This window comes from Leucobacter exalbidus (assembly GCF_017834145.1).
GTDB lineage: Bacteria > Actinomycetota > Actinomycetes > Actinomycetales > Microbacteriaceae > Leucobacter > Leucobacter exalbidus.
Genome location: NZ_JAFIDA010000001.1, coordinates 122,076 through 146,860 on the forward strand (window position 1 = coordinate 122,076; position 24,785 = coordinate 146,860).

General features: G+C 63.6%; 23 protein-coding genes and 1 tRNA gene. 14 read left to right on the forward strand and 10 right to left on the reverse strand.

Going from position 1 to position 24,785, the window contains the following annotated elements; translation table 11 throughout:
- Nucleotides 1-5 precede the first annotated feature (5 nt).
- From JOF28_RS00585 to JOF28_RS00600, 4 genes are all read left to right on the forward strand, one after another.
- Complete coding sequence (locus JOF28_RS00585; RefSeq protein ID WP_209703996.1) at nt 6-998, forward strand: Lrp/AsnC family transcriptional regulator; 993 nt, start codon at nt 6-8, stop codon at nt 996-998.
- Between the two features lie 95 nt (nt 999-1,093).
- Entirely contained in the window at nt 1,094-2,380 is a 1,287-nt protein-coding gene (locus JOF28_RS00590; RefSeq protein ID WP_209703997.1) for a serine hydrolase domain-containing protein, read from the forward strand.
- A 181-nt stretch (nt 2,381-2,561) separates the two neighbouring features.
- The gene (locus JOF28_RS00595; protein WP_209703998.1) at nt 2,562-2,852 is read left to right on the forward strand and encodes a helix-turn-helix domain-containing protein; all 291 of its coding nucleotides are present in this window, start codon (nt 2,562-2,564) and stop codon (nt 2,850-2,852) included.
- Between the two features lie 110 nt (nt 2,853-2,962).
- Nucleotides 2,963-4,126 carry a type II toxin-antitoxin system HipA family toxin gene (locus tag JOF28_RS00600; RefSeq protein ID WP_245189810.1) on the forward strand — a complete coding sequence of 388 codons (1,164 nt, stop codon included), beginning with the start codon at nt 2,963-2,965 and terminating at the stop codon, nt 4,124-4,126.
- Nucleotides 4,127-4,249: 123 nt separating this feature from the next.
- Here the strand turns inward: JOF28_RS00600 and JOF28_RS00605 are convergent, their stop codons facing one another.
- From JOF28_RS00605 to JOF28_RS00615, 3 genes are all read right to left on the reverse strand, one after another.
- Entirely contained in the window at nt 4,250-4,726 is a 477-nt protein-coding gene (locus JOF28_RS00605) for a hypothetical protein (protein WP_209704000.1), read from the reverse strand.
- A 76-nt stretch (nt 4,727-4,802) separates the two neighbouring features.
- Nucleotides 4,803-5,348, reverse strand: a complete 546-nt coding sequence (locus JOF28_RS00610; RefSeq protein WP_209704001.1) for a GNAT family N-acetyltransferase — start codon at nt 5,346-5,348, stop codon at nt 4,803-4,805.
- Nucleotides 5,349-5,413: 65 nt separating this feature from the next.
- Nucleotides 5,414-7,609, reverse strand: a complete 2,196-nt coding sequence (locus JOF28_RS00615) for a copper-translocating P-type ATPase (RefSeq protein WP_209706643.1) — start codon at nt 7,607-7,609, stop codon at nt 5,414-5,416.
- A 524-nt stretch (nt 7,610-8,133) separates the two neighbouring features.
- Here JOF28_RS00615 and JOF28_RS00620 point away from each other — a divergent pair.
- Nucleotides 8,134-8,766, forward strand: a complete 633-nt coding sequence (locus JOF28_RS00620; RefSeq protein ID WP_209704002.1) for a hypothetical protein — start codon at nt 8,134-8,136, stop codon at nt 8,764-8,766.
- 80 nt (nt 8,767-8,846) lie between these two features.
- Here the strand turns inward: JOF28_RS00620 and JOF28_RS00625 are convergent.
- The 4 genes from JOF28_RS00625 to pepN all read right to left on the reverse strand — a co-directional run bounded on the left by JOF28_RS00625 (nt 8,847) and on the right by pepN (nt 13,013).
- Nucleotides 8,847-8,922 (reverse strand) — tRNA-Arg (locus tag JOF28_RS00625).
- Between the two features lie 114 nt (nt 8,923-9,036).
- Nucleotides 9,037-9,495, reverse strand: a complete 459-nt coding sequence (locus JOF28_RS00630) for a globin (RefSeq protein ID WP_209704003.1) — start codon at nt 9,493-9,495, stop codon at nt 9,037-9,039.
- Nucleotides 9,496-9,515: 20 nt separating this feature from the next.
- Nucleotides 9,516-10,451, reverse strand: a complete 936-nt coding sequence (locus tag JOF28_RS00635; RefSeq protein WP_209704004.1) for a mechanosensitive ion channel family protein — start codon at nt 10,449-10,451, stop codon at nt 9,516-9,518.
- On the reverse strand, nt 10,452-13,013 hold the full coding sequence (gene pepN, locus JOF28_RS00640; protein ID WP_209704005.1) for an aminopeptidase N: 2,562 nt from the start codon (nt 13,011-13,013) through the stop codon (nt 10,452-10,454).
- 218 nt (nt 13,014-13,231) lie between these two features.
- Here pepN and JOF28_RS00645 point away from each other — a divergent pair, with 218 nt between their 5' ends.
- The 3 genes from JOF28_RS00645 (at nt 13,232) to JOF28_RS00655 (ending at nt 15,534) form a co-directional block, all read left to right on the forward strand.
- Nucleotides 13,232-13,840, forward strand: a complete 609-nt coding sequence (locus tag JOF28_RS00645; RefSeq protein ID WP_209704006.1) for a mycothiol-dependent nitroreductase Rv2466c family protein — start codon at nt 13,232-13,234, stop codon at nt 13,838-13,840.
- 65 nt (nt 13,841-13,905) lie between these two features.
- Nucleotides 13,906-14,397, forward strand: coding sequence for a ribose-5-phosphate isomerase (locus JOF28_RS00650; RefSeq protein WP_209704007.1), 492 nt, complete (start codon nt 13,906-13,908; stop codon nt 14,395-14,397).
- Between the two features lie 132 nt (nt 14,398-14,529).
- Nucleotides 14,530-15,534 carry an Fpg/Nei family DNA glycosylase gene (locus tag JOF28_RS00655; RefSeq protein WP_209704008.1) on the forward strand — a complete coding sequence of 335 codons (1,005 nt, stop codon included), beginning with the start codon at nt 14,530-14,532 and terminating at the stop codon, nt 15,532-15,534.
- 47 nt (nt 15,535-15,581) lie between these two features.
- On the opposite strand, the gene JOF28_RS00660 is transcribed toward JOF28_RS00655, so the two are convergent.
- Both JOF28_RS00660 and JOF28_RS00665 read right to left on the reverse strand, forming a co-directional pair.
- On the reverse strand, nt 15,582-16,241 hold the full coding sequence (locus JOF28_RS00660; protein ID WP_209704009.1) for a response regulator transcription factor: 660 nt from the start codon (nt 16,239-16,241) through the stop codon (nt 15,582-15,584).
- Between the two features lie 3 nt (nt 16,242-16,244).
- Nucleotides 16,245-17,675: a sensor histidine kinase gene (locus JOF28_RS00665; RefSeq protein ID WP_209704010.1), complete on the reverse strand. Its 1,431-nt coding sequence runs from the start codon at nt 17,673-17,675 to the stop codon at nt 16,245-16,247.
- A gap of 111 nt (nt 17,676-17,786) precedes the next feature.
- Between JOF28_RS00665 and JOF28_RS14405 the strand changes: the two genes are divergently transcribed.
- Together JOF28_RS14405 and JOF28_RS00675 are read left to right on the forward strand one after the other, a co-directional pair.
- Nucleotides 17,787-19,004: a phosphotransferase gene (locus tag JOF28_RS14405; protein ID WP_209704011.1), complete on the forward strand. Its 1,218-nt coding sequence runs from the start codon at nt 17,787-17,789 to the stop codon at nt 19,002-19,004.
- 83 nt (nt 19,005-19,087) lie between these two features.
- Nucleotides 19,088-19,573 carry a hypothetical protein gene (locus tag JOF28_RS00675; RefSeq protein ID WP_209704012.1) on the forward strand — a complete coding sequence of 162 codons (486 nt, stop codon included), beginning with the start codon at nt 19,088-19,090 and terminating at the stop codon, nt 19,571-19,573.
- A 33-nt stretch (nt 19,574-19,606) separates the two neighbouring features.
- Here the strand turns inward: JOF28_RS00675 and JOF28_RS00680 are convergent, their stop codons facing one another.
- Entirely contained in the window at nt 19,607-21,739 is a 2,133-nt protein-coding gene (locus JOF28_RS00680; RefSeq protein WP_209704013.1) for a RecQ family ATP-dependent DNA helicase, read from the reverse strand.
- Nucleotides 21,740-21,938: 199 nt separating this feature from the next.
- On the opposite strand from JOF28_RS00680, the gene rplS reads away from it, so the two are divergent.
- The 4 genes from rplS to murI all read left to right on the forward strand — a co-directional run bounded on the left by rplS (nt 21,939) and on the right by murI (nt 24,723).
- Nucleotides 21,939-22,286, forward strand: a complete 348-nt coding sequence (rplS, locus tag JOF28_RS00685; protein ID WP_209704014.1) for a 50S ribosomal protein L19 — start codon at nt 21,939-21,941, stop codon at nt 22,284-22,286.
- A gap of 158 nt (nt 22,287-22,444) precedes the next feature.
- Complete coding sequence (lepB, locus tag JOF28_RS00690; RefSeq protein WP_209704015.1) at nt 22,445-23,191, forward strand: signal peptidase I; 747 nt, start codon at nt 22,445-22,447, stop codon at nt 23,189-23,191.
- A complete protein-coding gene (locus tag JOF28_RS00695; RefSeq protein ID WP_209704016.1) occupies nt 23,191-23,844 on the forward strand; it encodes a ribonuclease HII in 654 nt (217 codons plus the stop codon). The genes lepB and JOF28_RS00695 overlap by 1 nt, the downstream gene beginning before the upstream one ends.
- Before the next feature lie 39 nt (nt 23,845-23,883).
- The gene (gene murI / locus JOF28_RS00700) at nt 23,884-24,723 is read left to right on the forward strand and encodes a glutamate racemase (protein WP_209704017.1); all 840 of its coding nucleotides are present in this window, start codon (nt 23,884-23,886) and stop codon (nt 24,721-24,723) included.
- Nucleotides 24,724-24,785: the final 62 nt, after the last annotated feature.

The window sequence follows — 24,785 nt, forward strand, 5'->3', positions numbered from 1 at the left end:
GCTGCATGAAACTTTCACTCAGTGAGCTCGAGCTCATCCACGCACTGCAAATCGCTCCCCGGGCCAGCTGGAAAGACCTGGGGGAAGTCTTGGGTGTGCATCCCGTGACCGTCGCCGAGCGCTGGGCTCAAATCCGTGCTGCGGGTCATGCCTGGGTGACGGGTTACCGAGGTTTTTCTCCGACCAATGGTGCGCTGGCGTTCGTGGGGTTGCAGTGTGCACACGGTACCCGCGATGCCGTGCTCGAACGAATGTGTGCCATCAGCCAGGTGAGTCACGTCGAAGAGACCACCAGAAACTGGGACTTTCGCCTCACGGTCATGGCCAATGATTGGCACGAGATTTCGCACACGGTATTTCCGCAGGTGCGGCAGGACCCCGATGTCGTGCGTACGCACCTCGCGGTGGCCACTCGAAATATTGCCCTCGGGCACGAGTGGCGGTTGGATGTTCTTGATCCGGCGCAAGAGCGTCGCCTCAAGGCCTTACATCCCGTGACGCCTCGTGATTCAGCGCCTATTCCGCATCTCGACCAGATGCTCCCGTTGCTCGCGCAGAATGGACGCGTGAGCGCGGCCGAGGTCGCAGAAGCCATCGGCGTGCATCCGACCACCGCCGCGCGATATATCCGTCTCGCGCTCGAAACCGGTGCGCTCGTGATTCGATGTGAGCTGGCGCAGCAATACTCGGGGTACCCGGTCGCCTGCGAGTGGTGGGCTCGGGTGCCGGCGGGGGAGCTGGCCGAAGCCGAGAAATATTTGCAGTCATTTCGGTCGCTGCGCTTGGCGGCGGTGACTACCGGTGATGCCAACCTGAACTTCTATATTTGGCTGCGCCACCTGGCCGAAATTGAAGAGGTCGAGCTGGGGCTGCAGCGGGCCGCGCCTGGTACGCAGATCTTGGAATCTGAGATTGGGGTACGTACGCACAAACGCATGGGCTGGCGGCTCGGGCCAGATACGACGGCGACGGGGGAGTTCACGATTCCGCGGCGTTGATGCTGGCCCCCACCTGGGCCAGCCCCGTACGTGCTGCGCGGTTGGGGACCTAGGTCCCCTGTCTCGCAGGCACGCGCGTGGGTACTCTGAGCCCCATGAGCTCTCGTCTTACATACCTCTCGTCTTCGCACCGCCGTCGAAGCGTTGGTGTGCTTGGCGCGCTCGCCTCGCTGACCATATCGCTGCTGATTGCGGGGTGCGCCGTCGCGCCAAGCACCGGCACCGCCGCGACGATCCGGGCCAATGCTGAGGAGCACGCGGAAGTCGGCGCGCTCTTGGGAGAACTCGCCTCACAAGAATTCGAAGACAAGAAGCTCACGTCGCTCGTCGCCCAGGTCATGATCGATGGCGAGTCCGTTGACACCGTGGCATACGGCGAGGCGATGACCGGGTTTCCGGTGACGGCTGAGGGTAGATTTCGCAATGGCGCCGTTGCCATCATGTACGTTGCCGCCACCATGCTTGCGATGGCTGACGCAGGCCTGATGGACATCGATGAACCGATTTCGCGCTGGCTGCCCGATCTGCCTGACGCAGATCAAGCCACACCCCGCATGCTGGCCTCGATGACCTCGGGATACCCCGACCATCTCGCGAACGCCGACTTCTTGGCCGCCCAAGCCCAGAACCCGTTTCGAGCGTGGACCGAAGACGAGCTCCTCGCTTATAGCGCCGAGAGCCAGCGGCTCTTTGCCCCGGGCGCAAACTGGGATTACTCGCACGCAGGCTACATTATTCTCGGCCACGTCCTCGAAGCCGCGGGCGATGCGCCGCTCGAAGACCTGATTTCTCAGTACGTGCTCGACCCGTTGAAACTCGAGGGCACCGTCGCAGGTGTCACCGCACACGTGCCGAGCCCGGTCGTGCATGGTTTCACCGCAGAGCGGGGGATCTTTGAAGATTCGACCTACTGGAACCCGTCATGGACCCTGCCGCACGGGGCTATCGAAACCACCACGATCGACGATATGACCACGAGCTTTGACGCGATCGTCGGCCGCGGGGAACTGCTGACGCCCGAGTCATACCAGGCACTCATTTCCACTGACCTCATCGGCTTTGGCGCCCCGCTCGAGGGCTGCCGCAGCTGCCACACCCTCACCTCGGAATGGACGTATGGGCTGGGGGTTTTCTTGCGCGATGACTGGGTGATGCAGACGCCGCTCTTTGGCGGATATCAGGCGGCTGTCGCCACGCTACCCGAGGCGCAATCGCCGATGGGAGCGGTCACGATCTCGGTGTCGATTGTGCCCGGGCCGCAGAGCTACAGCACGGCCGAGTGGGATGGCGCCCTCGCAAACTACGCAGCCAATCTAGCGACCGAACTCGGCCGGCAGATTGTGCCGCAAAACCCGCCGCCCGTGCCCACTCCGGCGCACTAATGCCGAGACATTACTACTCGGGCGACTGTGAGCGCAGCCCGCTTGAACTGCCTTGCTGGTCTCATGGAGGCGCTTTGTGTCGCCGCGCTGGCAGAGGCTATCGTTTTAGTGTTGACAGCTATAAAGGTCAGTTTCGTGCTAAAATGCCATTGTTGCCTGCCAGTTTAGAGGGAGATTTATTATGGTTCGCCGATCATCGCCTGCTCGTGAGCGTCGGCTGTTGAGCCTGGGTAAAAACATTACGTCGTGGCGGAAACTGCAAGGGATGAGCGCCGCTGAACTGGCTCGCCGGGCTCACGTGACCCGCGATACTTTGCGCGCAATCGAACACGGGACGGGTTCACCCAAGATCGAATCGCTTATGTCCGTAATTACTGCGCTTGGCTTTGCTGACCACTTTGTGTCGGGCACTGACCCATTCAAAACTGATTCAGGACGAGCTTTGGCTCTCGAAGTGATCGGTAAAAAGTGAAGCTCCACGACAGTTTGGATGTCTACGTCGACATAAACGGAAGCACTGTGAAAGCGGGGCGTTTGACGGCCTCTTTTGGTAGCGGCCGGTCGCTGGGGGGCAGTGGATTCTTGTATGACCAGAGCTACTTCCAGGCAGCGGGCGCATATGAACTCGACCCTAAGCTCACTAGAGGCAGAGGGCAGATCTACTCTGGAGAGGACCAGCGACTATTTGGAGCATTTCAGGATCTAACCCCTGACGACTGGGGCCGCCGCGTTATTGATGCTGACCTCGCTAATGCTCGACAAAATGACCGCAACATTCCGCGCTCAATTGACGAATTTGACTACCTTGCGCTGGCGGCTGACGAAACGCGGCTTGGAGCGATTCGCTTCCAATGTGATGGCGGAGGCGAGTGGCTGGGTCCCTCACAAGTTATGGATCTGAGGCACTACGGACTGGATGCATACGCTGAGGCTGCGGCGCGTCTCGAGGCACATGAAGCGACTGCGGAGGACCTTGAGCTATTGGGTGCACCTGGTACATCGGCCGGGGGAGCGCGGCCGAAAGTAAGCGTCTATATAGATGAACACCTCAGGCTCCTTAAGCTCCCATCTGAACGCGATCGCCAACGTGACGGGGAAGCCTGGGAGTACGTAGCTATCGTCCTGGCCGGTAAAGCAGGCATTAATGTGCAGCGCGGGGATCTTCTAAGAACTTCGGATGGGAAGTCTAGTCTTGCGCTACACCGCTTTGACCGTGGCCCTCACGGTGAACGCATCGGGTACATGTCGGCGGCCACGGCCATGGAGTTGGGGGAACAGGGTCATAGCGGAGTAACGTATGAAGATTTTGCTGATATTACAGATGACGTGACCGGCGGCGATCGCGCCCAGCTCAAGGATCTGTTCAAACGGGTCGCGCTAAGTGTGCTCATCTCCAACGATGATGATCACTGGAAAAACCATGGGTTTCTGCGCGCTGCAGGAGGTTGGACATTAAGCCCAGCTTTCGATATCAACCCCTCGATCGGCGGCGGAAGAATCAATTCGAGGCCGATTTCATCCACCGACGACCCGCGCCAGCGAGACATTCGAAACCTCATCGCTACCGCTGACAGCTACGCCCTCACGAGAAAGGAGGTCGGCACCGCACTGCACGAAGTGGTGGATGCTGTAACAGACTGGCCTGAGGTGGCACGGGCTGCAGGGATATCAAGCGGAGAGATCGATCTAATGGCTGCAGCATTCCCGGAGGAGCAGCAGGCTTTTGCTCTTAAAGCAGTGTCTTAGACAAGCAGCAGGAAAGATTCGCACCTGCGGCTGTTGCTGGGAAGCGTTATGGCCGCGCGCTACGAGTGGCGCAAGTTGCCAGGAATCGCATGAGCGGGGTTGTCTCCTCGATGCCATCAGTGCTCACCAATCCTTCGTGATCTCTCGGGCCACCGCGGTGAGCCCCAGGCCGTGCCCGTCCAACATCGTTTGAATGGGTGAGGCAAAGGATATTTGCAGGGCGATGAATGCGTCGATAAATGTCTCTGACGGCGCATGTGCGACGATGAATCCTGCTGGTTGATAGCCCGCGGTCTCCCGAAGCTCTGCCCCGAGATGCTCCGACACTTCATCGTGATGCTCTGCCCAGATGATGGTGGGCCCAAGTATCGACAGGTCAAGTAAATTCTCCGCTGCCGGAGCGCCAGAGATGATGTACTGGCCGTGACTCGTGCCCGCCTCTGCAACCACATACTCAGGGGACTCGAGGCCGAAACGAAAGAATCGTGTCAACCATTTCTGCACGCCGGGCCTGACGGCTACATTCATCTCCGGATCAAAAAGCACCCGTGCGGCGACAGTTGCGTCAGCATCACCAGATGGGCTGAACGTGGTATCCATGCGAAAGATGTACCATCTGCGATACGACGTACCGTTGGCGGTACGTCTATGGCTGGTGCTGTCTGTACCTGAACGCTCAGCCGATCTTGATCTGCGGCAGCGGGGGACCCTCTGGAAAATCGGACCGCGTCAGATCCATGAAGAGCGCGTCTTCCATGTGTCCGCCGGGCCGCAGCTGATAGTCGCGCAGCACTCCGATGGTCTTAAAGCCCAGTCGTTCATAGCTGCGGATAGCGCCGGTGTTATGAACATTAGGGTCAAGGGTGATCCGCGTAATACCGTCATTGAACTCGTGTCGAATGGCTAACGCCAGACTTTCCTCGCCAATTCGTTGCCCGCGAAATTGGGTTCCAAGGAAGATGTGCATGATCGTGGTGGGGTACTCGGGGTCGGTGCTGCGAAGCACCACCACTGCGCCTGCCACCGCGCCCTCCAACTCGATCACCCGGGTGGATTCTGGCTGTTCCAAGAAGTCAGCCCGCACACGAGCCTCATCAAAACCGACCCACCAAAGCGACACCTCTGGCTGCTGCAGAATCGCGAGCAGAGCCGAGACGTCGCTCTCTTGCGGATCGCGGAGAGCGACGCGGGGTCCGACGAGAACGGGCTGCTGGGAGGTCATGAAGATTCCTGTTCTGGGTTGCAGGTTGCATCGATAACCGAGTGGTCATCGGTACAATTTTGCTTTCAACGACCGAGGATCGTCTGGGTGCTGTTTGCGGGGGTGAGATCGAGACGGCGTAGTAATTGGGCATTGAGTGCGACCACAACGGTAGACAGCGACATCAAGATCGCGCCAATTGACATCGGTAATACGAAGCCGATGGGGGCGAGCACGCCAGCGGCGAGGGGGACCGAGATGAGGTTGTATCCCGCTGCCCACCACAGGTTCTGCTTCATCTTGCGGTAACTGGCCCGAGACAGTTCGATCACCGACAGCACCGAGCGCGGGTCAGAACTCGCGAGGATCACCCCCGCCGAGGCAATCGCCACATCAGTGCCGGCGCCAATAGCGATACCGACATTAGCCTGAGCGAGAGCCGGGGCGTCATTCACGCCGTCACCCACCATTGCGACTTGCTTACCTTCGGTCTGTAGCTCAACGATTTTCGCAGCTTTGTCCTCGGGGCGAACGCCGGCGAACACTCGATCGATGCCCAGCTCTTTACTGACGGCTTGAGCGACAGCGTCGGCGTCGCCCGTGATCATGACCACTTCGACGCCGAGTTTGTGCAGAGCATCGACGGCGTCGCGAGACTCGGGCCGAATTTCATCGGCAAGCTTGAGCCCACCGATAACCACCCCATCCTGGATGACGTGGAGAATAATTGCTCCTTCGCCCCGCCAGGTTTCAGCCGCATCGATTTCGAAGACGCCCTCTTCATGGAGGAGGTGTGGCCCGCCGACGCGAATCTTTTCGCCGTGAACGGTTGCGGTGACACCGACGGCCGGAGACGAAGAAAACCCCGTAGCTTGTGCAATCGTGAGGTTACGATCCTGCGCGGCGCGCACGATGGCCTGCGCAAGTGGGTGCTCGCTGTCGGCCTCGGCAGCAGCCGCGAGTGCGAGCACCATTTCGGGTGTGCGATCACCGACAGCCGCGACACCGGTAACGGTTGGTTCGCCCTTGGTGAGGGTGCCGGTTTTGTCGAACAAGACAGCGTCGATGGTGCGCATGCTCTCGAGGGCAAGCCGGTCTTTGATGAGCACGCCACCGCGTGCAGCGCGCTCGGTAGCAATCGAGACGACGAGGGGGATGGCGAGCCCGAGCGCATGGGGGCAGGCAATAACGAGGACGGTGATCGTGCGGATGACGGCGGCGTCAGGGCTGCCGACCGCCGACCATACGATCGCGGTGATCGCGGCCGCGGCCAGCGCAAACCAGAACAGCCAGCCCGCAGCTTTGTCGGCGATTCGTTGCGCTCGAGAAGTGGAATTCTGGGCTTCGGTGACGAGCCTCTGAATACCTGCGAGGGTGGTGTCATCACCGATGGCGGCAACCTCTACTCGCAGACCTGAATCAGTGGCGACCGTACCGGCGGTGACGGTATCGCCGATGCTGCGAACAACAGTGCGGGATTCGCCAGTGACCATGGACTCATCCATGTCAGCGCGCCCGTCGACGATTGTTCCGTCGGCGGGTACGCTTCCGCCCGGGCGAACCACGACCACGTCACCCACGGCAAGGTCTGTCGGTGCGACCTTCACAATGAGGTCGCCTTCGACGCGCTCTGCTTCATCGGGTAGCAGTGCTGCGAGTGAATCAAGTGCGGTGGTGGTCTGAGCGAGCGAACGCATCTCGATCCAATGCCCGAGCAGCATGATTACTACCAGCAGGGCGAGCTCCCACCAGAACTCGAGTTCGTGATGAAGTAGGCCAAGTGTTGCGCCCCAAGAGGCAAGAAAAGCAACTGTAATCCCAAGCGCAATGAGCAGCATCATCCCGGGTTTGCGGGCGCGAATCTCGCTGACTGCTCCGGAAAGGAATGGTCGCCCTCCCCACACATACGTCACCGTTCCGAGGACGGGTGCGATTAGATTTGCCCCAGGGAACGAGGGGAGGGTATAGCCGAGCAACATCGCAAACATGCCTGAGAACCCGACGACCGGAATAGCGATGATCAGGTTGATCCAAAACAGCTTTCGGAACTGCGCAACGTGATCAGCGCCGTGCCCCGCGTGTCCACCGTGGCCGCCGTGGCCAGCATGGTCGTCATGCGCGTCATCGTCGCTCAGATGCCCCGAGTGCTCCGCATGCAGTGCGTGCTCGTGCGGGGAATGATCGATTCTGGTGTGATCAATGGGCGCAGGAGCTATGGAGTGCTCGTGTGATCCGGTCGTTGCACCAGCGTCGTGGGCAGTGTGATGGGCTGCTGACGGCATGTGATCTGCGTGCGGGTCTTTCAACGGGAGCTCCTCTGTGCCTGGCCGTTGTCAGGACCAGGCGGTGTGTGCGTAAGCATCGGGATTGCGGCAGCTGCCGTTCTCACGGCCTTCGTGCGCGTCTTCATGCTCGGTGCCCAACGGATATCTTCTTGACTCATTTGAGAGCATGAAGCTCGCAGGTTCCGCAGGTTATTCCGTGGTCATGCCATATTCAATTGTGAACATCATGCTGCCCGTACATGGGTCTATCTCATAGGGGCGTTACGGCTGATCATATACCCCCGGGTGGTATGCCCTCAAGGGTGCCCCAAATGGGTGGTAGTCAGGTGAAATGGCCAAACTGGCGGGTACGCAACGAAAGGAGCGGTGTTGAGAAGCGTGTGGCTTCGGAAGGGGAAACGCTAGGGGCCAGTTCATAACTTTTACCTGGCTTTCTCATTGTGCCTACTTGAGTCACTTAAGAGTCTTGGTAGGCTGCGGGGAATCATCCGACCGTGCAACACCACCGGAAATGAGGCGCTGTGAACAAGAAATATCGTGCATTGTCGAGGATTTTTCTAGTGGCGGGAGCACTTCTGCTTGGAGGCTCGCTCAGCGGATGCATCGCGATCGGCTCGGTCTCACAAACCACGACCGAAGACGGCGGATCATCGAGCAGCGCAGAGCGCGAGATCACACCAGCTCCGGTGCCGCGCGAATCAAAGCAAGACGAAGCCCGGCCTGAGGTGCAGCAGAAGGTGACCGAGTCGAACTGTCTGGACGGAACTGAGCGCCGCCGCTTACAGCTGAACGGCTCACAAGACTCTGCGGTTTGGGTGGGGGATATCGTTGAACCTCATGGCGCAAGCTATCGCCTCAGAACAGTACTCAAAGATGACGGCTGCTTGATTTCTGGTTCCTTCGAATACCAAGGTTTGAACTGCAGCGGCATTTGGGAGGCACCCAAGATTGTCGAAATGAGTGAGCCGAGCAACGAACCACAAACGATTAGGGTGCACTTCGTGGAGCGTGTGAATCACAACCCCGATGGTGCGTGCGCCGATGTGGCTGAGGTCTCGATTCTTAGCGGGCCAGGCGGTATGTTCTATTCCTCGACTTGGGCGCGAGACGACGGCGAAGTAACCGCATCGCGTACGCTCTTGCAGCCTGAATAGGGATACGGGGCGAATTGCTCCCTGAGAAACACGAAACCGCGACACACATCAACGTGTCGCGGTTTCGTGTTTCGTGAATCTGGTGCCCCCGGCTGGATTCGAACCAGCGACCGACAGATTAGAAGGCTGTTGCTCTATCCCCTGAGCTACGAAGGCAATATCTCCAGCGTACTATGCGCGCGCGGTGCCGCGATACAGGCGCGGCACTCGCGCGATTCGGGGAGCTGATGCCTGATGATCCGGATCACACACCAGCCGCCCCACCCCGCCTTATTCGAGCTTGTTCACCAGAGACTGCGCTGCGCGGTCGATGTAATCGCGGAAGGCGGCGTCGTGGATGGGGGCGAGTGCTACCTCGTCGAGCGCGGCATTCATGTGGAAGAGCCACCGGTCGCGCGCCGCCGGCGTGATGGGAAACACGTTGTGGCGCATGCGCAGCCTCGGGTGGCCGCGCTTCGCCGAGTACGTTTTGGGCCCGCCCCAATACTGCTCGAAGAACGCGCGCAGGCGCCAGATCGCGCCCTCCCAATCGTCTTCGGGGTACATGGGCGCCATGATCGGGTCTTCGCGCACGCCGTCGTAGAACTTGCGCACGAGCCGCTCGAACGTGTCGGTGCCACCCACCTGTGCCCACAGCGACGCGGGGTCGACGGGGGTGGGCTCTTGCGGAGCCTCGCGGTCAAACACCTGCGGGGTGGTTGATGCCGCGGTGATGTGAATCTCAGGCATGTTTGCCTCCTTGCTGTGCATTAGGCCGCCCCACCGGGGAAGTCGGGCATTTTGTCTGCGAGCTTGATGTCGTTCTTGGCGAACTCGCGCATCAGGGCCGAGCGCAGGGCGCGCTGCACCGCCCACTGGGCCTCGGGCCGGGTGCGCATCGCGAGGCGCAGGGTGGCACGGTCGCCGAATGCGCTCTCGACGCCCCACACCTCGGGCTCGCCCGTCACCTTGCGTGCGATGTCGTGGTCGGTGAGCAGCGACTTGGCAGCGGTCATCGCGGCCTCTTCGACCTTCGCCATATCGTTGTCGGTTGAGACGGTCATATCGAGCACCGCGCGGCCCCAGCCCTGCGACGCATTGCCGAGGGTGAGGATCTCGCCGTTGCGCACGAACCACAGGGTGCCATCGAGCGCGCGCACCTGGGTGACGCGAATGCCCACGTCTTCGACGGTGCCATTGATCTCGCCGACCGTGATGACGTCGCCCACGCCCAGCTGATCCTCAAACACCATGAAGATGCCGTTCAAGATATCTTTCACGATGTTCTGCGCGCCAAAGGCGAGGCCGGCCGCGACGATACCGGCCGAGGTGAGCAGGGCGGCGAGGTCGACGCCGAGCTGACCCAAAATGAGGATCAGCGCGACGACGACGACCGCCCAGGTAATGACCGCACGCCCGACGGTGCCGAGCGTGCGGGTGCGCTGCACCGCGCGCGCCTTGATGTACGTCGAGACGTGAATCTCAGACGTCGTATCAACGTCTTGCGCCTTCTTCACCCCGCGCACGATCTGGGTCACTGCGCGCATCAGCAGCCTGCGCAGCACCCAGTTGATGGCGATCGCCGCGACGATGATGATGATCACGGTGATGGGGGTTTGGAACGTCACGAAGAAGTCACTCACCGCGTTACTTGCGACGGTGGCGACGGTGACCTCCTCAGTGACCTCTTCGGTGACGTCGTCCATTTATGCCTCTGCGTCGACCTTCTGTGCGTTGATGGCGCGATCGACGCCGGCGAGCAGCTCGATCACGAGGCGACGTAGCGCGGGGGCCGCATCCTCGTTCGCGGCGAGCCAGTCACGCGACGCGGTGGCGAGGGCGTCACCTGCGAGCGGCGACGGGTAGAAGCCCTCGACGAGCTCTTCGACGATCGCGTGGCTGCGTGAGTTCCACACGGGCACGAGGGCCGCGAAGAACTGTGGCACGAACGGGGCGAGCAGCGAGCGATCGTGCACGTTCGTGAAGCCGAGGCCCGTGGCGCGCACAATGGCGTTGGGCTGATCGCTGGCCTCGAAGACCGATGCCCACGCTGCCTGCTTACCCGCTGCCGTCGGGATCGCGGCGCGTGCGTGCGCCGCGGCCTGGTTGCCGGTCGCGGTGCGATCTGACTCCTGGCGTGTAGCGATCTCGGTCTCGCCTGCGCGGCCGCCCGCGACGAGCGCGAACAGCAGCTCCCAGCCGAGGTCGGTGTCGAGGGTGAGACCCTCAAGCGCCTGCGAACCGTCGAACAGGGCCTGCACGGCGTCAAGCTGCGCGGGCGTCGACGCGAGGTGCGTGAAGATCTTCACGAACTGGAACTGACGATCTGATCCGGCCTCGGCTCGCTGCGCCAGTGCCCACAGGGCGTCTGCGGTGCGTTCGATCGCGGCCTGCTGGCGCTCGGGCGCGACGTAGCTTGCCGCCGACTGCACGAGCTGGTTCAGCAGCGTGCGCAGCGTCGTCGACGCATCCTCGTGCTCAATGTGCGCGAGCACGATGTCGATGAAACGCGATGCGGGCATCTCGCCGTCGCGCGTCGCATCCCACAGCGTGCCCCACACGAGCGCGCGGGCGAGCGAATCACTCATGCTGCCCAGGTGCTCGGCGACGGTCGCGAGCGACCGCTCATCGAGCCGGATCTTCGCATACGTGAGATCGTCGTCGTTGAGCAGCAGCAGATCGGGCTGCGCGAGACCCACGAGCTCAGCGATCTCGGTGCGGGGGCCATCGATGTCGACCTCAACGCGGTGCGTGCGGGTGAGTGCGCCATCTGCGACCGAGTAGAGGCCGAGTGCGATGCGGTGCGGGCGAATGGTGGGGTAGTCAGCAGCTGCGGTCTGATCGATCGCGAAGCTGTCGTACGTGCCATCTGCGGCGAGCGTGAACGAGGCGCGCAGCGTGTTGACGCCGGCGGTCTCGAGCCACTTCTTCGACCACTCGGTGAGGTCGCGGCCGCTCTGCGCGGTGAGCTCGCTGAGCAGATCGGGCAGCTCGGTGTTGGCGTGGTGGTGCTTCACGAAGTAGTCGTGCACACCGCGCATGAAGGGCTCGCGGCCCACCCAGGCGACGAGCTGCTTGAGCACCGATGCGCCCTTGGCGTAGGTGATGCCGTCGAAGTTGACGAGCACGTCCTCGAGATCCCTGATGGGGGCCACGATGGGGTGAGTGGAGGGCAACTGATCCTGACGGTAGGCCCACGACTTCTCAGACGCGGCGAACGTCGTCCAGCAGCCCGACCACTCGGTAGCCTCGGCGACGCCCAGCGTCGACATGTACTCGGCGAACGACTCGTTCAGCCACAGATCGTTCCACCAGCGCATGGTGACGAGGTCACCAAACCACATGTGGGCGAGCTCGTGGAGGATCGTGACGACGCGGCGCTCACGCATCGCGTCGGTGACCTGGCTGCGGAACACGTATGCCTCGGTGAAGGTTACCGCGCCCACGTTCTCCATTGCGCCCATGTTGTACTCGGGCACGAACAGCTGGTCGTACTTATCGAACGGGTAGGGGTAGTTGAACTCGTTCTCGAAGAACGCGAAACCCTCGCGAGTCTTCTCGAAGACGTAGTCGGCGTCAAGATGCGGGGCGAGCGACTCGCGGCAGAAGACACCGAGGGGGATGATGCGGCCATCGGTGCTCGTAAGCTCGCTGCGCACCTCGTGGTACGGGCCAGCAATGAGCGCCGTGATGTAGCTCGACATGATGGGGGTGGGCTCGAACGCCCAGGTGGCGAGCACCTCGCCGTCACGCTCGCCGGCCGCGGTGGGCTCGGGGGTTGGCTGGTTCGAGACCATCTTCCAACGTGCCGGGGCCGTCACGGTGAACTGGAACGTCGCCTTCAGATCAGGCTGCTCGAACACGGGGAACATGCGGCGCGAATCGGGCACCTCAAACTGCGAGTAGAGGTACACCTCGCCGTCGGCGGGATCCACGAACCGGTGCAGGCCCTCGCCCGTGTTCATGTAGCGCTGCGTTGACACGATGCGCAACGTGTTCTCGGCGGCGAGACCATCGAGCGCGATCCGGGAATCAGCGAACGCCGCAGCGGCATCAACCGCAGTGCCGTTCAGCTCGATGAGCTCCACCGAATCAGCAATCAAATCAATAAACGTCGAGGCGCCCGGGGTGCCCGAGAAGCGCACCGTCGTGTCGGCGGCGAACGTTTCGGGGCCAGTCATGAGATCGAGCACGATCTCGTAGGTGTGGGTGGCGACGACCGCGGCGCGCTCCTGCGCTTCAATGCGAGTGAGGTTCGTTCCTGGCACAGCTGCTCCTATCGAAAGCACAAAAACTGAGAATATATGCCCAGCCTATGCCTGTTCCCTATCCTTCTGCCGAGCTTGCTGCCCCAGCGGGGCGCGTCCCAATACATTTGGTTGCTCTTATGGTGGGGGCCACGCACGCCGGCACCCATGTTGTGCCCACGGCAGAACAAGCCACACAGATCGAGACTCTCTTCCCCATCCCGAGGTAGTGTGAAACCATGACCGAGAATGCACCCACCGTAGAGTTTTGGTTCGACCCGATTTGCCCCTGGTGCTGGATGACCAGCCGCTGGGCCACTGAGGTATCGCAGGCACGCGACTTCACCATCACCTGGCACCCCGTCAGCCTCGCCATCCTGAACGAGGGCAAGGACATGGGTAGCCACGCCGAAGGCCAGCGTCAGGGCCAGCGCATGGGCCGCGTCGCCGTCGCCGCAGAACGCGCACACGGCAGCGACATTGTCGGCCGCCTCTACACCGAATTCGGCACCCGCATCCACCCCGGTGGCCGCACCGACTTCGACGCACTGATCGCCGAGGCGCTCGCCGCAGTGAACCTGCCGGCCGAGCTCGCGCAGGCTGCCGATGATGAGTCGTTTGATGCCGAGCTGCGCGCCAACACCGATCACGCGATCAAGATCGCTGGCCCCGATGTGGGTGTGCCGGTGATCTCGATTGATGGTGTGGCATTCTTTGGCCCCGTCGTCACCCCGGCGCCCACGGGCGAGACCGCGTTGCAGCTGTGGGACGGCATTCGTGCCGCCGCCAGCGTGCCCGGATTCTACGAGATCAAGCGCGGCCGCACCGTCGGCCCGCAGTTCTCCTAAGCGATTTCCACACCCGAGGTCTCTGGGAGCTGTTTCGGCCCAGAGACTTCGGTAGGATCGGCAACATGCGTATTCACGTTGCGACCGACCATGCCGGACTCGAATTCAGCCAGCAGCTGCAGCAGCATCTGCGCGATGCTGGCCACGAAGTGATTGATCACGGCCCAGCCGAGTATGACGCCCTCGACGATTACCCGTCGTTCTGCATTAACGCGGCCCTGGGGGTTGCCCGCGACGAACGCGACGGCATCGAAGCCCTGGGCGTCGTGTTTGGCGGTTCGGGTAACGGCGAGCAGATGGCCGCCAACAAGGTCGCCGGTATTCGCGCCGCCCTCGTGTGGAACGACTCGACCGCCCAGCTCGCCCGCGAGCACAACAACGCCAACGTGATCTCGATCGGTGCGCGTCAGCACGAAGTTGCCGACGCCATTCGATTCATCGATCTGTTCGTGCAGGAGCCGTTCCCCGGTGACGAGCGTCACGTGCGCCGCATCAACCAGCTCGGTGAGTACGAGACCACCGGTGCGATTGCCGGTAAGCAGGTCGACGCGCTCTAAGCGCACGCCCCAGGCGTGCACGAGCCGTGGCCTCACGGTCACGGCAAGCAACGCCAAGTTTTTCTGTCGCGGCGCTCAATGTTGAACATTGGGCGCCGCGCTCGATTTTCACCATCTACACCAGAGGACATCATGCCTGAGGGCCACTCCGTACATCGCATTGCGCGCCAGTTCGCCGTGAACTTTGTGGGCACGTCGCCCGAGGTGACGAGCCCGCAGGGCCGCTTTGCGCAGGGAGCGGCGCTGATCAGCGGCCGCGAGATGATCGATGCGCGCGCTGTCGGCAAGCAGATGTTTCTCGAATTCACGGGCGGCCACTGGTTGCGCGTGCACCTGGGCATTTACGGCGCCTGGGATTTCGCGGGCGAGGTGCAGGTGGCCCCGTCCATTCAGATTCACGGGTACACCCCCGGGCACTCGAAGTTGGGGCAAACGGGGGAGCACTCGCGGCCCAGCGGCGCCCGCCCGCTCGATGCTGAAGCCGAAGACTCGGTGACGTCGATTGGGGCGCCCCGCCGCACCCGTGTGCGCATGGCCGAGCACGATAAGCAGTCAGACGCGTCATCGACGTTTCCGCCCGATCCGGTGGGCCAGGTGCGCGTGCGCCTGCTCAACGATGCCGTGTGCGCCGATCTGCGCGGCCCGACCGCCTGCGAGGTGCTCACCCCCGAGCAGGTGGACGCGGTCATCATGAAGCTGGGGCCCGACCCTGCCAACGCCAACACCGATGCAGAAAAGCAGCGCTTCGTTGAGCGTGTCAGCAAAAAGAAGACGCCCATTGGCCTCGTGCTGATGGATCAGTCAGTGGTCGCAGGCATCGGCAACGTCTACCGGGCCGAAATGCTGTTTCGTGCCGAGATCAACCCGCACACCCCGTCAAACACGCTCGACCGCACCGTGCTTGAGGCGCTGTGGGACGACTGGGCATATCTGCTCGAGATCGGCATCACGGTGGGTCAGATGATGACCATCGACGGGCTGACCGGCGAGGATTACCAAAAGGCGCTCGTTGAGCGCGATGAACGCCACTGGGTGTACAAGCTCGAGGGCACCCCGTGTAAGCGGTGCGGGGCGAACATTCTGCTCGAGGAGTTTGGGGCGCGCAAGCTGTACTGGTGCGCCGGCTGCCAGCACTGAGGCGGGCGAATAGGTGCGCCGACGAGCCAGCCCAGGTGATGTGCGCCCTAGGTAATGAGTCGGTAGCCCATGCCGCGCAGCGTTTCGATGCGCCCGGGGCCGAGCTTCTGACGCAGGTAGCCCACGTACACGTCGACGATATTTGATCCGGGATCGAAATCGTACCCCCAGACGCGGCTCAGCAGCTGCTCGCGGCTGAGTACCTGGCCAGCGTTGCGCACGAGTTCTTCGGCAAGTGCGAACTCGCGGGCTGAGAGCTCGACGACCCGATCTGACACGTGGGCGCGGCGGGTGCGCAGGTCAAGGCGCACGTCGCCGGCCTGGGCGTCGGGAGTGCCCGCTGCATCGTCGGGGCGAATGCGTGCCCGAATGCGCGCGAGCAGCTCATCGAAATGGAAGGGCTTGCCCAGGTAGTCGTCGGCGCCGCCGTCGAACCCGGTGATGGTGTCTTGCAGCTCGGTGCGGGCGGTGAGCATGATGATGGGGAGGCGGGAGCCCGATCCGCGCAGCTGCTCGAGCACCTGAAACCCGTCGAGCCCGGGCATATTGACATCGAGCACCAGCAGATCGAACTCGTCGGTCAGCGCGAGATGTAACGCGTCGGTGCCGTTCGCCACGACGCGGGTTGCGAAGCCAGCGGCGCGAAGGCCCTTCTCCACGAACCCCGAAATGCGGGGCTCGTCGTCGGCGATGAGGATGGAAGGCACAGATTACGCTCCTGGGGTGTTGGGGTCGCCGATAGGGACCGTGATGGTGAAGATTGCGCCGCCATCGGCAGCGTCAGAAACCTCGACTTCGCCGCTGTGGGCGCGTGCGATGACCTGCACAATGTTGAGACCGAGGCCGCTTCCCGCACGATTGCCCGCACCGGCACCGCGGGCGAAGCGCTCGAAGATGAGGGTCTTTGAGGCGTCGTCGATGCCGGGGCCATGATCCCGCACCCACAGGTGCAGCGTCCGCGCATCGCAGCGGCTGCCGATCTCAATAGCGCCGCCGCCGTGCGTCACCGCGTTTTGTGCAAGCTGCAACATCGCCTGCGTGATGCGCGCGGAGTCGAGCAGCGCGACGACTTCGGCCACCTCGCCCAGCTGCACCGTCGCGCCGTCGACGGCGGCCGCTTTTCTCGCAATGAGCCGCACGAGATCTGAGGAGTCGACCGGCACGAGATGCACCGGGCTCGGGCCGTGCAGAGCCGCGGCAGACGAGAGATCTTGCACCAACTGGCCCATGCGCTGCAGCTCATCCATCACCAGCTCGCGAGTGTCGCGCGCATCGGTGGGGTCGGTGGGATCCATCAGCTCGATATGGCCGCGCACGATGGTGATGGGGGTCTTCAATTCGTGCCCGACATCGCTGAGCAGCTGCCGTTGCGAATCGAGCGCGCCGTCAAGACGATCGAACATCTCGTTCATTGTTTCTGCGAGCTCGGCCACGTCATCGTTGCCGACGATGGGAAGCCGTTCGTCGAGGGAACGGGCCGACACCCGCTCAGCCGTCTCGCGCATGTGGCGCAGCGGGCGCAGCAGTCGGGTCGCGACGATGGTGCCCGTCGCGGCGACCACCGCGAGCACGATGATCGACACGATGATGAACATGCGGGCGGCCTCATTGAACTCGGCGAGTTCGGCTTCGGTGTCGTACACCAAGACGAAAACCACCTCGGCGGGGTCAGCTGAGCCCGCGATCGAGATCGGAGCGGCGAGGTATTGCCAGATCACCCCTTGCTCGGCATATGTGCCGATCGTGGGGCCGTCGGTGTGCCGTGCGCGCTCGACATGGTCGGCGAAGTCGTGTGCGTCGCGCAGATCGAGGTCGAGCTGAATACCGGGCACCGTGATGATGCGCCCCTCGGCCATTCCGAGCGCGCCGGTATTGTCATCGGGGCTCATGCGCTCGACGACCGCGGTGAGCGCGGCCCGTGACGAATCCCAATCGGCGGTGGTGCCGGGCCCCTCCTCGACGATATAACGGGCGGAGTCGAGGTTTGCAGTCAACCGCACATCGAGCTGCTCCAAGATGCGATGCCGCTCGACCATATAGACCGAGACTCCCACGGCCGTGAGGCCGAACGCGGTGACGAGGGTGATCATCGACACGATGCGCGTGCGCACCGAAAACGCGGGCCCGCGGCGGGAAGGCATAGGTCTGGTCTCGGGGGTCACCCCTCCAGTATCGCGGCAGTGCGCAGTGCACGCCGTGAACATAAGAGAAATCTCATTCGCCAGTGCGAGCTTTCGTGATGCAATGGAGAGGTGAGTGATTTAGATACCGTCGCAGAACGCGAGCTGCTCGCCGAAGCGCTCGAGGTGGCCGCGGCGTCAGTGACGCTGGTGTCGCGCGAGCCCCTGGGTGCCGGATCGGTGGTCGGTTTCGACGTCGCGCAGCAGCCGGGCAGCGACCCGCTGCGCTATTACGTCGATACCTCGAAGGTTGTGGTCGAGACCGAAACGGGAATGGTGCTCGGAGAAGGCGCTGCCCCTGAGGCGCGCATCTGGCTGCACCCTGCAGACCCGCACCTCTCGGTGCTGCCCGCGCTCGCGTTTCACGACGCCGCCGAACAGCTTCTCGCCCGGCTCGGCATCACAGACGCCCAGCCTCCGGTGTTTGTGGCCTATCGCCCGGGGCGCCGCGCTGTACTGTTCGCGGAGGCGACAGCCAAGCGAGTGTGGATGAAGGTCGTACAGGCGCGTCGCGTCGAGCGCATCGTCGAGATGCACGCAGCGTGCGCGCGCGCCGGGCTGCCCGTCCCCGCCACGCTCGGGTGGTCGCCGGCAGGGGTGATTCTGCTCGAGAATGCGGCCGGCACGCCCGTTGCCGATGCGCCGTGGCAACCAGGCCCGCTGCTGGATCGGGTGGACGAGTTGCGTACCCGGATCGCGCAGGTCGACATATCAAGGCCGGTGCGCGGTGTGGCCGAGCGGTTGGACTGGTACGAGCAGCGGCTGATCGGGCGGCCCGCCGTTGCCGACGTTGCCATCGGTGCCGACGTCACCGACGTCGCCGACATCGCCCGGCGCGTGCGCGATCTGCTCGCGGCCGGGGGAGCGGGCCGAACGCCGCGGGTGGTGCACGGCGATCTGCACTTCGGGCAACTCTTTCTCGACGGCGACGCTGTGAGCGGTCTCATCGACATCGACACGATGGGGGTCGGCGACGAGGCAGAAGACCCCGCGGCGTTTCTTGCGCACGCGACGGTGAGCGCGCTCTTAACGCCGATCGGGCATCGCGCTCGCGTGTGGGAGCTCGCCGATCTGGGGTGCGACCGGTGGGCTCCGGATCAGGCCGTGCGCGCCCTCTTTGCCGTGCACATGCTCGGCCACGCACTGGCGGCAGCCGACACCGATGACGAGGCGCTCGTACAGACGTTGTTGCGTGCTGCTCGTGCGGTGCTTGACGGCGGCGCACCGTCAGAATGCCAGTCACCCGCTGACTCTAAGAAACCTCTCACGGTGTCTTACTTCTCGGCTTAGCGGGGACCTGGAGTATTGAACATGTCAGCAAATGGAACCCTGAGATCTGCTGGCACACCAACCAAAACTTTGAGGAGAGCACCATGAGCAATATGAACAAGAAGAAGTGGATCGTTTACGGGGCGACCGGCGCGATGGGTCTTGCTTTGTTCGCCGGCGGCGCGGTTGCCGCGGCCAATGCGCTCGATCTTCGCACCGATGCCGGGCAGATCGTGCCCGGTGGTGTGTTGACGGGAACCGACGCTTCGGTGAGTGACCCGGGCACCGTCACGGCAAACTTTGCGACGAACACGGTGTCATCGGCGAGTGCCTCGACTGCGGTCTCTGCGCCCACCTCGAATAGCGCGGTGTCTGCGGTGTCCTCCGCAACGGTGGTCTCGGCAGCGTCATCACCGGCAGCGTCGTCACCGGCGACGTCCACTCCGGCCGCTGATTCGGCTCCCTCTGCAGTCTCAGCCCCCTCCGCAGTCTCGGCGCCCTCTACAGTTTCTGTTCCCTCCGCAGTGTCGGTGCAGTCTGCCCCGAGCGTCGCCTCGATCGCCTCGGTCGCCTCGGCCGCATCGCTCTAGCCTCCACTGCGGGGGCGGGCCGGTGACCTGCGCTTACCCCACGCTGGCGAGCGCGAACGGCAGCACCGCAGGGGCACCCGCGCGCAGCAGCTCGCGTGCCGCCACCGTGAGGCTCCATCTGCTGTCGACGAGATCGTCGACCAGCAAGATGGGGCCGGGTGCGTTTGCAAGCACCTGCGCGAGTGCCTCTGGCACGCTGAAGCGATCCCACACCGACGCGAGTCTGAAGGCGCTGTTGCCGCCGGGCCCGGTGACGGGCCGCGTGGGGTCCACCTCGAGCGTGCCCAGGAAGGGCAGCTTGCCCCGCTCAGAAATAGCGGCGGCGGTCGAGGCCACCAGCTGCGGGCGTGTGAGCGAGGGCATCGCCACGACGCCCACGGGGCGCTCGGCCCACGGCCAATCGCGCAGCGTCGCAATCACGCCCTCCATGAGGCGCGCGTCGATGGGAGCATCGGGCGCCCCCGTGGCGAACCGCTCGCGCAGGGCGCCGCCCCAGCCCAAATCGGTGAGCCTGGCCACGGCGCGGCCGGCCAGCGCGCGCTCGCCAACGGCGATGCGGCCGCGCACCGACAGGCCGCGCTTATCGGCGCCCGTGGGCCACATGCCGCGCGGCTCGATGGGCACACCCGTGCGGTCGAGGCGGCCAGCGGCCTGGGCGGTCGCCTCGCGAGACACCTCGGTCGGGTACCACGGCCCGGCGCACACGTCACACCGGCCGCACGGTGCGGCCGCCGGGTCATCGAGTTCGCGCTGCAGAATTTCCATGCGGCAGATGGCGCCGCGCTCATACTCGAGCATGGCCTGCTGCTCGGCAACCCGGGCCTCGGCGATGCGCGTGTAGCGTTCGGCGTCGTAATGCCACGGCGCGCCCGTCGACACCCAGCCGCCCTTCACGCGCCGCACGGCACCGTCAACATCGAGCACCTTGAGCAGCAGCTCGAGTTGGGTGCGGCGCAGATCGACGCGGGCCTCGAGGGCGGGGGTCGAGAGCGGGGCGCTGCCAAGTGCGGCGATGACGGCCTGCGCGCGATCCGGATCAGGCATGGATGCCGTCGCAAAGTAGCGCCAAATCTCGGCGTCCTCGCGACCCGGCAACAGCAGTACATCGGCGTGGTCGGTGGCGCGGCCGGCGCGGCCCACCTGCTGGTAGTACGCGACGGGGGAGGACGGGGCGCCCAGGTGCACCACGAACCCCAGGTCGGGTTTATCGAAGCCCATGCCCAGCGCGCTCGTCGCGACGAGCGCCTTCACCTCGTTGGCCTTGAGCGCCTGCTCGAGCCGCTCACGCTCTTCAGGGTCGGTGCGGCCGGTGTAAGAGGCCACCTCGAGACCCGCATCGCGCAGCATCGCCGCGGTGTCCTCCGCGGCAGACACGGTGAGCGCATACACAATGCCGCTGCCGGGCAGCCCGCCCAGGTGCGCGGCCAGCCACGCGAGGCGGTCGCGGGCCGACGGCAGCACCAGGCTGCCGAGCCTGAGCGAGGTGCGGGCGAGCGAGCCGCGCAGCGTCAGTACGTCGCTTCCCAGCTGCTCGACCACGTCGGCGACGACGCGGCCGTTTGCGGTCGCGGTGGTCGCGAGCACCGGGATCGTGCGGTCGATGTCGCCCAGCAGCGTGGCGATGCGGCGGTAGTCGGGGCGGAAGTCGTGCCCCCAGTCAGAGATGCAGTGCGCCTCATCGATCACGAGCAGCCCCATGCGGGCGAGCAAGCCAGGCAGCTGCTGCTCACGAAACTCGGGGTTGTTGAGCCGTTCGGGCGAGACCAGCAGCACGTCGATCTCGTCGGCGGCGAGCTTTTCGGTGATGCCCGACCACTCGTCGGCCGTCGCTGAGTTAATGGCCGCCGCGCGCACCCCGGCGCGAGCCGCGGCCTCCACCTGATCGCGCATCAGGGCAAGGAGCGGGGAGACAAGCAGCGTGGGGCCGGCGCCGCGCTGCCGCAGCAACCCGGTGGCAACGAAGTACACCGCAGACTTGCCCCAACCGGTGCGCTGCACGACGAGGGCGCGGCGGCGATCATCAACGAGCGCACTGATCGCCTCGAACTGTCCGGGGTGAAACTGTGCGTCTGCGCGGCCCGTGAGCTTCTGCAGCAGCGCCGTCGCATCAGCCCGCGTGTCGCCGGTGGGGGTGTGGGAGAGGGGATTGGCTGCCTGAGAATCCATACTGATGATCATGCCAGTGACCGCTGACACACGGGGCGAAACCCGGGAGTTTCGCGCAGAGCCCGCGCGTGTGTCATAATTGAATCTTGTGCCACGGTGCGGCACTGCCGTAAGGGTCCGCACATACCGTGTGCCAAATACCCAAGTACTTTTCGAAATCCGCGATCCCGACTTACGGCGGGCGCAGAGAGAGACAATCATGCAGAAGCTCGACTACGTCGACGCCGCGTCACTTCGCAGTGACATCCCCGAATTCCGTGCTGGCGATACCGTTAAGGTACACGTCAACATCGTCGAGGGTAGCCGCTCACGTGTACAGGTATTCCAGGGCGTCGTAATCGCTCGCCACGGCGAGGGTGTTCGCGAGACCTTCACCGTTCGCAAGATCAGCTTCCAGGTTGGCGTGGAGCGTAAGTTCCCCGTGCACTCGCCCGTACTCGAGAAGATCGAGGTCATCACCCGCGGTGATGTTCGTCGTGCGAAGCTCTACTACCTGCGCGAGCTCACCGGTAAGAAGGCAAAGATCAAGGAGAAGCGCGACCGCTAAGTCACGCTTTTTCTGCAGGATGTTTTCAACACACCTGTGACAATCTCAGGCTCCCATCTCGAAAAGGTGGGAGCCTGAGGTGTCTCCCCACTTAATTTGGGTGGGGGTTTAGTATGGTGCGCCACCTCACCGATGGCGCCCCTCACCAAGGAGCAGCCATGAGTGAAGCCGCCAACCAGCCGTCAAAGAAATCGCGCGGCGGCGGAGTGCTGGGGTTCATACGTGACCTGCTCGTGATTCTCGTCGTCGCCTTTGTGGTGTCGTTCTTGCTGAAAACGTTTCTGGTGCGCAGCTTCTACATTCCGTCAGTTTCGATGGAAGAGACGCTGAAGGTCAACGACCGCATTCTGGTAAACCAGCTGGTGCCCGATGTGATCAGTGTGAAGCGCGGCAACATCGTGGTGTTCAAGGATCCGGGTGGATGGCTCTACCCGACTGCCACCCAGCCGCCCAAGGGCGCTGAAAAGGTGCTGCAGTCAGTGGGCCTTGCCGCCGATACCAGCAGCGAGTACGTCGTCAAGCGCGTGATCGGCGTGGGCGGCGACCGCGTGCAGTGCTGTGATGCGCAGGGCCGCATTATGGTGAACGGTGTGCCGATCAACGAGCCCTACATCGTGATCCCCGAGGGCGAAACTCGCGCCTCAAAGATTGACTTCGACGTCACCGTACCCGAGGGCTCGGTGTGGGTGATGGGCGATAACCGGTACCAGAGCAAGGACTCACGCTACAACCAAGACCAGCCGGGCAAGGGCTTCGTGCCACTCGACGAGGTCGTCGGTCGCGCCTTTGTCATCAACTGGCCGCTGAACCACTTCACCTGGCTGGGCGTGCCCGAGGGCACCTTCACCGGGGTAGAGCAGGCCAAGCAGGCTGGCAGCGCCGCGCACGAAACCGTGGCGCAGTAATGCGGCCGCTGAAGGCCGACCCCGCGAAAGACCCCACGCTCGATTACGAACGTGAACTGTGGGCTGCGGGCGCCCCCGTCGTGATCGGCATTGATGAGGTGGGGCGTGGCGCCGTCGCCGGCCCCGTGGCCGTGGGCGCGCATGCCGTGCTCCCCAGCATCACCGATATTCCGGCGGGGCTGCGAGATTCCAAACTCTTGAGCGAGGCACGACGCACGTTTGTGGCGCCGCTGCTCACCGAATGGGGCGTGGGGGCGGTGGGTTACGCCAGCGCCGCCGAAATCGATGAGCGCGGCATCACCGCCACGCTCGGCGAAGCTGCACGTCGCGCGCTGCTCTCACTGCACGAACAGGGCGTCGATGTCACGCACGCGGTCATCATTCTCGATGGCTCACAAGACTGGCTCACCCCGGTATTGAAGGCGCCGCTCGATATTCGCACCCGCATCGGTGCCGACCGACTCTGCGCGAGTGTGGCCGCGGCATCGGTGGGGGCGAAGGTCGCCCGAGATCAGCTGATGTGCGATGCCGACGAGGCACACCCCGAGTATGCCTGGGCGTCGAATAAGGGCTACGGCTCGGCGGCGCACTACGCCGGCATCGCCGCCCACGGCCTCACCGAGTTGCACCGCCACACCTGGATCAAAGCGTGATTCGCCGAGCGCACCACACGAGCGCGGTAGGCTTACCGGGTGAGTAAACGCAGTATTTCCCCCGAGGCGCCGATCGGCGTCTTCGATTCGGGGGTCGGGGGACTGACCGTCGCGCGCGCGATCAGGGATCAGTTGCCCAGCGAATCCATGATCTACGTCGGTGATACCGAGCGCACGCCCTATGGCCCGCGTCCCATCGCCGAGGTGCGTAGATTTGCGCTCGAGATTCTCGATGACCTCGTAGCGCAGGGCGTCAAAATGCTCGTCATCGCCTGCAACACGGCCTCGGCCGCGGTGCTGCGTGACGCGCGTGAACGGTACGACGTTCCCGTCGTTGAGGTGATCGGCCCGACCGTGCGCAGCGCGGCATCGATCACCCGCAATGGCCGGGTCGGCCTGATCGGCACACAGGGCACGATTCAATCGCGCGCCTATGACGACCTGTTCGCGATGCGCCCAGAGATTCACCTCAGCTCGGCCGCGGCCCCCAAGTTCGTTGAGCTCGTTGAGGCCGGCGAAACGAGCGGCCCCGAGGTGCACCGCGTGGCCGAGGAATATCTGGCCCCGCTGATGGCCCAGGGCATCGATACCCTCGTGCTCGGCTGCACGCACTACCCCTTCTTGCGCGGCGCCATCAAACAGGTGGTCGGCCCCGATGTGGCACTCGTCTCAAGTGACATTGAAACGGCAAACCAGGTGTTTAGCGTGCTCACCGAGCTGCAGCTGCTGCGCCCCGCGGCCAGCGGCGATCCCGTGCTGCGCTATGAGGCTACCGGCCCCGACACGAGCGGTTTCGTTGATCTCGCCCGCCGCATGCTGGGCATCGGTATCGACACGGTCGATCTCGTGCACACGGGCACGATCACCCTGCCGCGCTAACCCCACACACTTTCCCATCTCACGGCGCCCCACGCTCTGGCATGTCGAGCCACGCGCGCCGT

Excerpts from the sequence above, each read along its gene's own strand:
- JOF28_RS00675 (WP_209704012.1), top strand. The coding sequence starts at position 19,088 with ATGAGCAATATGAACAAGAAGAAGTGGATCGTTTACGGGGCGACCGGC.
- JOF28_RS00645 (WP_209704006.1), top strand. The coding sequence starts at position 13,232 with ATGACCGAGAATGCACCCACCGTAGAGTTTTGGTTCGACCCGATTTGC.
- JOF28_RS00695 (WP_209704016.1), top strand. The coding sequence starts at position 23,191 with ATGCGGCCGCTGAAGGCCGACCCCGCGAAAGACCCCACGCTCGATTAC.
- JOF28_RS00615 (WP_209706643.1), bottom strand. The coding sequence starts at position 7,609 with ATGCCGTCAGCAGCCCATCACACTGCCCACGACGCTGGTGCAACGACC.
- rplS (WP_209704014.1), top strand. The coding sequence starts at position 21,939 with ATGCAGAAGCTCGACTACGTCGACGCCGCGTCACTTCGCAGTGACATC.
- JOF28_RS00650 (WP_209704007.1), top strand. The coding sequence starts at position 13,906 with ATGCGTATTCACGTTGCGACCGACCATGCCGGACTCGAATTCAGCCAG.
- JOF28_RS00635 (WP_209704004.1), bottom strand. The coding sequence starts at position 10,451 with ATGGACGACGTCACCGAAGAGGTCACTGAGGAGGTCACCGTCGCCACC.
- JOF28_RS00680 (WP_209704013.1), bottom strand. The coding sequence starts at position 21,739 with ATGGATTCTCAGGCAGCCAATCCCCTCTCCCACACCCCCACCGGCGAC.
- JOF28_RS00590 (WP_209703997.1), top strand. The coding sequence starts at position 1,094 with ATGAGCTCTCGTCTTACATACCTCTCGTCTTCGCACCGCCGTCGAAGC.
- JOF28_RS00595 (WP_209703998.1), top strand. The coding sequence starts at position 2,562 with ATGGTTCGCCGATCATCGCCTGCTCGTGAGCGTCGGCTGTTGAGCCTG.
- JOF28_RS00665 (WP_209704010.1), bottom strand. The coding sequence starts at position 17,675 with ATGCCTTCCCGCCGCGGGCCCGCGTTTTCGGTGCGCACGCGCATCGTG.
- JOF28_RS00585 (WP_209703996.1), top strand. The coding sequence starts at position 6 with ATGAAACTTTCACTCAGTGAGCTCGAGCTCATCCACGCACTGCAAATC.
- lepB (WP_209704015.1), top strand. The coding sequence starts at position 22,445 with ATGAGTGAAGCCGCCAACCAGCCGTCAAAGAAATCGCGCGGCGGCGGA.
- JOF28_RS00605 (WP_209704000.1), bottom strand. The coding sequence starts at position 4,726 with ATGGATACCACGTTCAGCCCATCTGGTGATGCTGACGCAACTGTCGCC.
- JOF28_RS00630 (WP_209704003.1), bottom strand. The coding sequence starts at position 9,495 with ATGCCTGAGATTCACATCACCGCGGCATCAACCACCCCGCAGGTGTTT.
- JOF28_RS00655 (WP_209704008.1), top strand. The coding sequence starts at position 14,530 with ATGCCTGAGGGCCACTCCGTACATCGCATTGCGCGCCAGTTCGCCGTG.
- JOF28_RS00610 (WP_209704001.1), bottom strand. The coding sequence starts at position 5,348 with ATGACCTCCCAGCAGCCCGTTCTCGTCGGACCCCGCGTCGCTCTCCGC.